The organism is Marinobacter sp. OP 3.4 (assembly GCF_036224885.1).
Classification (GTDB): Bacteria; Pseudomonadota; Gammaproteobacteria; order Pseudomonadales; family Oleiphilaceae; genus Marinobacter.
The window spans coordinates 91,883-98,130 of sequence record NZ_JAVVLT010000009.1 but is presented as its reverse complement, the minus strand read 5'-3'; the positions used below and the strand labels follow the sequence as shown (position 1 = coordinate 98,130).

Annotated in this window: 7 protein-coding genes and 1 other RNA gene; 4 read left to right on the top strand and 4 right to left on the bottom strand. The window is 60.1% G+C overall.

The window, feature by feature from the left end; translation table 11 throughout:
• Window positions 1–85: 85 nt before the first annotated feature.
• Together ssrA and smpB are read right to left on the bottom strand one after the other, a co-directional pair.
• Window positions 86–444, bottom strand: a transfer-messenger RNA (tmRNA) gene (gene ssrA, locus RO069_RS01560).
• Window positions 445–501: 57 nt separating this feature from the next.
• Complete coding sequence (smpB, locus tag RO069_RS01555; RefSeq protein ID WP_328184866.1) at window positions 502–984, bottom strand: SsrA-binding protein SmpB; 483 nt, start codon at window positions 982–984, stop codon at window positions 502–504.
• A 147-nt stretch (window positions 985–1,131) separates the two neighbouring features.
• Here smpB and RO069_RS01550 point away from each other — a divergent pair, with 147 nt between their 5' ends.
• The 3 genes from RO069_RS01550 to RO069_RS01540 all read left to right on the top strand — a co-directional run bounded on the left by RO069_RS01550 (window position 1,132) and on the right by RO069_RS01540 (window position 3,452).
• Window positions 1,132–2,643 (top strand): sodium-dependent transporter, encoded by a 1,512-nt coding sequence (locus RO069_RS01550; protein ID WP_328184864.1) that lies wholly within the window; start codon window positions 1,132–1,134, stop codon window positions 2,641–2,643.
• A gap of 75 nt (window positions 2,644–2,718) precedes the next feature.
• Window positions 2,719–3,168, top strand: coding sequence for a type II toxin-antitoxin system RatA family toxin (locus RO069_RS01545; RefSeq protein WP_328184863.1), 450 nt, complete (start codon window positions 2,719–2,721; stop codon window positions 3,166–3,168).
• The gene (locus RO069_RS01540; protein WP_328184862.1) at window positions 3,168–3,452 is read left to right on the top strand and encodes an RnfH family protein; all 285 of its coding nucleotides are present in this window, start codon (window positions 3,168–3,170) and stop codon (window positions 3,450–3,452) included. Before RO069_RS01545 ends, RO069_RS01540 begins: the two co-directional genes overlap by 1 nt.
• Before the next feature lie 11 nt (window positions 3,453–3,463).
• Here the strand turns inward: RO069_RS01540 and RO069_RS01535 are convergent, their stop codons facing one another.
• Window positions 3,464–3,790 carry an outer membrane protein assembly factor BamE gene (locus RO069_RS01535; RefSeq protein ID WP_328184872.1) on the bottom strand — a complete coding sequence of 109 codons (327 nt, stop codon included), beginning with the start codon at window positions 3,788–3,790 and terminating at the stop codon, window positions 3,464–3,466.
• Window positions 3,791–3,901: 111 nt separating this feature from the next.
• Here RO069_RS01535 and fur point away from each other — a divergent pair, with 111 nt between their 5' ends.
• Complete coding sequence (gene fur, locus RO069_RS01530) at window positions 3,902–4,315, top strand: ferric iron uptake transcriptional regulator (protein ID WP_328184861.1); 414 nt, start codon at window positions 3,902–3,904, stop codon at window positions 4,313–4,315.
• Between the two features lie 160 nt (window positions 4,316–4,475).
• On the opposite strand, the gene recN is transcribed toward fur, so the two are convergent.
• Complete coding sequence (gene recN / locus RO069_RS01525; protein WP_328184860.1) at window positions 4,476–6,152, bottom strand: DNA repair protein RecN; 1,677 nt, start codon at window positions 6,150–6,152, stop codon at window positions 4,476–4,478.
• Between the last annotated feature and the right edge of the window lie 96 nt (window positions 6,153–6,248).

Genomic DNA, 6,248 nt, shown 5'->3' with positions numbered 1-6,248 from the left:
ACGGGAGGACTTTCACCTCCAGGAGTGCGCCCGTGCCGGGCGCACTAAAAAAGCCCCTGAAATCAGGGGCTTTTCTGTGGTTGTTTGGTGGAGACGGCGGGAATTGAACCCGCGTCCGCCAGTACTCTGCCTTGAGCTCTACATGTTTAGTGTCCTTCTATTCGTTTAACCCCAAGCGACCCGAAGGTCAGGGTGCAGGGGGCGAGCTCTTTGGATCTTAGCCTTTAACCAGTGAGCTCTGGTCAAAGGAGCAGCCTGTTAAGCTATGACGTCCTGAAATACCCGTTTACAGGCACCCGGGTCAGGACGACCGGCGGCTTACGCCGCCAGTGCGTAGTTGTCGTCGTTTGCGACTATTGCTTGCAGCTTTGGATTAACGAGATTCGCTGCCATCTCGACATGCACCCAAGGGTTCGCCACCGGCGTCGAAGCCATGTCGTCCCCTTGCAGTTAAGTATATGGGGCCAGTCCGGCCTACTTCAAGGTTTTTATTCGCGGCGTTCAGCCGGCGTTGTGCTCGCGAAGGATGCGCTGCTTCTGCCGGTTCCAGTCGCGCTCCTTCTCGGTGGCTCGCTTGTCGAACATTTTCTTGCCTTTCACCAGCGCGATTTCGCACTTTACCTTGTTCTTTTTCCAGTACAGCGCCAGGGGCACGCAGGTGTGCCCGGTCTGGTTGACCTTGCCCATCAGCCTGGCGATTTCCTTGGCGTGCAGCAGCAGCTTGCGGTTGCGGGTCGGATCCGCAATCACATGGGTGGAGGCCGTATCGAGCGGGCTGATCTGCGCGTTGAAGAGGAAAGCTTCACCCTCCCTGAACAGCACGTAGGCCTCGGTAATCTGGCCCTTGCCGGCACGCAGGGACTTGACCTCCCAGCCCAGTAACTGGACGCCCGCCTCAAGGCGTTCTTCAATGTGATACTCGTGCCGGGCTTTCTTGTTGAGGGCAATGGTGCCCCCGGAGTTGGCCGGTTTCTTTTTGCTCATTGAATCGATCCGTTGGACATTCGGTGTCTGTTAATGGACGCAGACAAGAGGCGGATTGTAACCCAGGTCCCGATATCGGGTCACCAGCCGGGCGGGCCGGGGCGGATATCAGTTACAATCGGGAATCCATTCTGAACAGGGAATCGAATGCCGACACCATCGACCAATGCGGCCCTGGGCCTTTGGGCCGGACGCAGTACGTTTTTCTGGAGCGCCGCCGCCGCCACGATCGGGCTGGGCAACCTCTGGCACTTTCCGTGGCTGGCCAGTCAGTTCGGCGGTGGCTATTTCGTCCTCATGTACCTGTTTTTCCTGCTGGTGGTGACCTTGCCGCTGGTGATGGCGGAAAGTGCCCTGGGGCGGCATTCCCGCCATAACATGTCCCTTGCCATGGGGACCGAGGCCAAGGCCCGCAGGCTTTCTCCCCGCTGGCGCTGGGTTGGACGGATCAGCGTGCTCTCGGGCTTCCTGGTGTTGTCCATTACGCTGGTCATTGGCTCCATCTGCCTTGCCTATGTGTTCTATGGGGCCCTTGGCCGGTTCGCGGGCGCCACGCCGACGTCCATGACCGGTCTGTTGGGTCAGTTGGTGGAGAACCCCCACGAGTACCGCGGTTTCATGGCGTGGCACCTCTTTTTTATTGCCCTTGTCGGCGCGGTTGCGATACGACAGGTATCGGTCGAGCGTGCCTTCCGGCTGGTCGTGCCCATCGTCCTGATCCTGCTGATGCTGCTGGTGGGCTGGAGTCAGTGGCAGGGGCTGGCGAATGGCTCCCTGGAGGCGGTCGTGGGGTTCCGCTGGCAGGATGTGGGCTTCCGGAGTGTGTGGTTCGCCCTGTCCCATGCCTTCTACGCACTGGGGATCGGACTTGGCGTCTGGGCGGTACTGGGGGCGTTGATGGCCCCGGGCGCGCCGCTGAAGCGTTCTGTATTCGCGGTGGCGCTACTGGATACGGTGGTGGGCGTGATGGCGGGTGTTGTCATCTATGCCATTGCCCAGTCGATGGTCGACGCCGGTGATGCCCGTGGCTTCGGGCTGGTTTTCATTGCCCTGCCGGTGGGACTGGGCGGTTTCGAATACCACCAGCTTCTTTCAACGGCGGTATTTGCGGTGATCCTGCTGGTGGCCTGGACATCGGCCCTGGTCCTGGTGGAGGCGGTGGTTGCCTGGTTGCGGGAATGGCTGGTGTCGCCCCGCCCGGCCTCGGTGCTGCTGGTGCTGGTGTTTGCCTGGTTGCTGGGGCTGATCACGCTGTTTTCGTTCAATATCTGGTCCGACGTCCAGTTTGCGGGGCTGACGCCTTTCCGCTGGATCGAATGGGTGACCAGCGGTCTGCTGATCCCCTTTGTGGCCGCCGCCCTAGCCATATTCCTGGGCTGGCTGGCGCCGGTCGGTTACCTGACCGAACTGTTGGGGGCTCCCCAGGAATGGCTGGCCCGGCTCTGGCACTTTGCCTTGCGTTATCTGTTGCCGTTGCTCGTGGTGGTTGTAGGGTTGAGCTATTCCGTGGCATCGCTGCATCCGGTGTGCGAGAGCGCTGATATGATCTGGTGTGCGCAGTCGACCCATGACGTAACGTCTGGCCCGGAGAATGGATCTGCGGATTCTGGTGCTGAGGGCCAGCGTTCCCGTAGGCCTGGTCGGGCCGCTGATTTCTGATGGAGATGGGCCGAAAAATCCGGCCAGATCGGATATGATTGGCGCTTGAACCAACCCACAGGATTCTCAGTTTTCATGGCCCATCAGATCGACAAGAGTGCTCTGGTGATGCACTCGGCAGAGCGCATGTTTACGCTGGTTGACGACATTGTCAGCTATCCGGATTTCCTGCCCTGGTGCGCCGGGGCCCAGGTGCACGAACGCACCGACTCCCAGGTGCTGGCCTCCATCGACGTGGCCAAGGGTGGTATCCGGCACCGCCTGACCACCCGCAATGAACTTGCCTCGCCGGAACGTATCGAGATGTCCCTGGTGGACGGACCGTTCCGGAACCTGAAGGGGTACTGGTACTTCACGCCCCTGGACAGTCAGGCCTGCAAGGTCACCCTGCAACTGGATTTCGAGTTTTCCGGATCCCTGTCCCGGATGACCTTTGGTCCGGTATTCAATCAGGCCGCCAACAGCATGGTGGAGGCCTTCTGCCGTCGGGCGAACGAAGTCTACGCTGAGGTGGTGAGTCGCTGATGTGGGTGGAAGTGGCTTATGCAACGCCGGAGCGTCAGGAGATCGTGCCGGTGCAGGTGGAGGAGGGGGCGACCATGCTGGAGGCCGTTCGCCGTTCCGGAATCGAAGACCTGTTCCCGGGCCTTGATCCCGAAGCGGTGGATATGGGGATCTTCGGCAAGGTGGTAAAAAAGCCAGCCGGGCATATACTGCGGGAAGGTGATCGTATCGAGCTGTACCGACCGCTCAGGATTGACCCCAAGCAGGCCCGGATGAATCGGGCCCGCAAGAAGAAAGAAGGCTGAGAGCGTTGCCGTCAGTAGGCAGGTAGGTCCTCAAGCATTTCCTTGTCAAGGTGTGTGAACCTATCGTCTTCATAGTGGACGGTCACTTTCTGTTTCCGTATTTTTCCGCCAGCCTCCTGGAAGGTATAGATGTAGTACTCGACCGAGGTGTCCGCCGGATTGAGCGTCAGGGGGGTGCCGAGGGCGGAATGCACCTGGGAGCGCGACATGCCCGGTTCAAGCAGGGCGATTTCCTCGTCGGTGACGATGTTGCCCTGCTGGACGTTGATCTTGTAAACGCCGGGGAATACGCAGCCGGCAAGCAGGGTCAGCAGGAGGATGGGTACAACTTTATGGATCAGGTGCATCAGGAACAGAAGTCCTTTTAGCCGGAAATGAAACGGTTTATGAGACAAAATATGGCGGTATAATACCGGAAGCACTGAACACACCAAAGAGCGAAGAGCATTATGTCATCTGAAAACGCCGAACTGCGCAAGGTGGGTCTGAAAGTCACTCTGCCACGAGTGAAGATCTTCAATATCCTGGAGACGTCGGAAGAGCACCATCTGAGCGCTGAGGACGTCTACAAGAAGTTGCTGGATCAGGGTGACGACGTTGGGCTCGCGACGGTTTACCGGGTGCTGACCCAGTTTGAAGCAGCGGGACTGGTGCTGCGACATAACTTTGAGGGTGGCCACGCGGTCTTTGAGATGGCCGGGGACGATCACCATGACCACATGGTCTGTACCCAGACCGGCGAAGTCATCGAGTTCGTTGACGAAGTGATTGAAGAGCGCCAGAAGAAGATTGCGGAAGAGCACGGCTATGAAATCGTGGACCATAGCCTGATCCTCTACGTTAAGCCGATCAAGAAGTCCTGATACGCCAGCCTTCCAGGTAGCGGTCGCAACCCGTGGCCGCTACCCCTGTCCCTTCGTCTGTTCAGACATCCTGCCAAAAAAAAGAGCGCCGGGGCGGCGCTCGAAAAGCTCTCTGGTGAGAAGGGAGTCGATGAGAGCAACTTGAAAATCAGCGTTTATTTCAATGGTGGGTGGCCTGTCCCTTGGTGTACATCTCGCGGGCGTGGGCCAGTGTCTGCTCGGTCATGTCCACACCGCCCAGCATCCGGGCCACTTCACTGATGCGGCCCTGATCGTTCAGCGTTTCGATCTTCGAGAAGGTGGTGTCCGCCTCGGTGAACTTGCTGACGAACAGGTGCTGGTGGCTTTGCGCCGCCACCTGGGGCAGGTGGGTCACGCAGATGATCTGGCCACTTTCCCCCAGTGAGCGCAGCAGCCGGCCCACGACTTCCGCCGTGCCGCCACCAATGCCCACATCCACCTCGTCGAACACCAGGGTGGGTGTGGTGGACGTCTGGGCCACTACCACCTGGATGGCCAGGCTGATACGGGACAGTTCGCCACCGGAGGCCACCTTGGCCAGGGGGCGTGCGGGCTGACCCGGGTTCGCGCTGATCAGGAACTCGATGTCTTCGTTACCCGCCGGGCTGGGTTCCTGGTTCCGGGTATCAAGCTGACTGGTGAATTGCATGGTCGGCATGCCCAGTTCCGCAAGTTCCTGGCCCACGCGCTGGTCCAGTGTGGCCGCCCCCTCGCGGCGGGCCCTGGACAGTTTGTCGGCCACCGTCTGGTAGGCCTGACGATAGTTCTCCACGTCGGCTTCCAGTTGCTCCAGGCTGCCTTCGCTGCCATCCAGTTCGGCCAGTTCCTCACCCAGGCGCTGGTGCAGATCCGGCAGTTCCTCCGGCTGGATGCGGTGCTTGCGGGCCAGCTGGTAAATGGCGCTGAGTCGATCCTCCACTTCCTGCAGGCGCTCCGGGTCCGCCTCGTAATCCTCCACGAAATGGACCAGGTTGTTGCCGGCCTCCGATAACTGGATCTGTGCTTCGTTGAGCATCTGGATGGTGTCGGCCAGGGCCGGTACCTGGACCGGCAGTTGCTCGAGTTGCTGCAGGGCCTGGCGTACCATGTCGGCGGCGCTGGTTTCATCCTCGGAGCACAGCATGGCAGCATGGTGGCTGTGCTGGCGCACGGTTTCCGCGTGGCTGAGCTGTTCCTGTTCCTGCTCAAGGCGCGCCTGCTCGTCCTCCTCAAGGGCGAGGCGGTCCAGTTCGTCGACCTGGTAGCGCAGGAGCTGCAACCGGGCTTCGGTTTCATCCGCGTTCTGCTGTCGGCTGATCAGCCGTTCCCGGGCCTGGTGCCACTGTTTCCAGGCCAGGCGGGTCTTGATGGCCAGATCTTCGGAGCCGGAGAATTCGTCCAGCAGTCGACGGTGGGTGTCCTTCTTCAGGAGAGACTGGTGCTGGTGCTGGCTATGAATGTCCATCAATGTGGCGCCCAGTTCCTTCAACTGGTTCAGCGGGCAGGGCTGTCCATTGATGTAGGCGCGGGAGCGGCCATCCCGACCGATCACCCGCCGCAGGATGCAGTCGTTGCCGTCATCCAGGTCCTGATCCTCCAACCACTCCCGGGCTTCGGCAATCCGGGCAATGTCGAAGGTGGCGGTGATATCCGCCCGCTTGGCGCCATGGCGAACAGCACTGGCATCGCCACGGCCTCCCATGGCCAGCCCGAGTGCATCCAGCACGATGGACTTGCCGGCGCCGGTTTCCCCGGTGAGGGCGGTCATGCCCTTCTGGAACTGGAGTTCGACGCGTTCGGCAATGGCGTAGTTGGAAACCGTGAGTTGAGTCAGCATGTGGTGTCTCCCTGAGTCACGAACACTGTTGAAACATACAGTGACTGTGAATATATACAGCAAAATCACTGTATGCAAATCCAGTGTGGTGAATTC

Bases quoted from the DNA above. Each gene is read 5' to 3' on its own strand.
- smpB (WP_328184866.1), bottom strand. From the start codon at position 984: ATGAGCAAAAAGAAACCGGCCAACTCCGGGGGCACCATTGCCCTCAAC.
- RO069_RS01550 (WP_328184864.1), top strand. From the start codon at position 1,132: ATGCCGACACCATCGACCAATGCGGCCCTGGGCCTTTGGGCCGGACGC.
- RO069_RS01545 (WP_328184863.1), top strand. From the start codon at position 2,719: ATGGCCCATCAGATCGACAAGAGTGCTCTGGTGATGCACTCGGCAGAG.
- RO069_RS01540 (WP_328184862.1), top strand. From the start codon at position 3,168: ATGTGGGTGGAAGTGGCTTATGCAACGCCGGAGCGTCAGGAGATCGTG.
- fur (WP_328184861.1), top strand. From the start codon at position 3,902: ATGTCATCTGAAAACGCCGAACTGCGCAAGGTGGGTCTGAAAGTCACT.
- recN (WP_328184860.1), bottom strand. From the start codon at position 6,152: ATGCTGACTCAACTCACGGTTTCCAACTACGCCATTGCCGAACGCGTC.